1 protein-coding gene is annotated in these 699 nt (G+C 49.5%); it reads right to left on the bottom strand.

The genetic code is table 11. The features are described 5' to 3' along the window. A partial coding sequence (locus tag R8N49_RS27260) for an alanine racemase (protein ID WP_318190468.1) occupies positions 1-699 on the bottom strand: 699 nt, incomplete at both ends.

Raw genomic sequence — 699 nt, 5'->3', positions numbered from 1 at the left:
GAGTCGCGCTCTAAAACTTTAGTGCTGCCGTAGCCGATTGTGCTGCCTGCAGGGAAGAAGTGCAGTGATGCTACGCGTGTTTTGAAAGACACGATGCGCTCGTAAGGTAGGGTTGCAGGGTAGTCACCGTACAGCATGCCGCCAGGACGAACCATATCCAGATGTGCTTCAGGCAGATTTAGCGTGATGTAAGAGTTAGCCACGTGCAGTGTGATGTCTTTACGTTTCAGACCTGCGCTGTCCATTAGCCACTTTGTTTCTACTTTGAAACGGTCAACCTTGCGGCGGATTTCATCAAGACCTTCATTCGGGAAGTGGGTCATCATACCTACGATTTTTAGGTTAGGATCGCTTGCGATTTCCACACCTTCAACCTGACCTTCATACGTTGTCAGATCCAGACCATTACGACCCATGCCTGAAGTATTCAGAGCAAGGTGAACAGGAATAACGGTATTGTAGTTGTATGCAATCTCGATGATTTGATCTGCCTGCATCTTAGTGCCAATCAGCTCTTCGATTTCGTACTGTACGCCGTTTTCAATTTCGTTGCGGCTAGCCGCACGGACACGCATGATCTTGCCTTCGAAGCCGTGCTCACGCACTACGCGAGCTTCTTTATTACTGGTGCTACCCACACATGCAACGTTGTTTGCGATGATGCTAGGCATCAGGCCTGCGATACCGTTACCGTATGCG

It is taken from the genome of Vibrio sp. 1978 (genome assembly GCF_033344345.1).
Note: the sequence above shows the minus strand (reverse complement) of the source record. Positions and strands in the feature narration are given on the sequence as shown.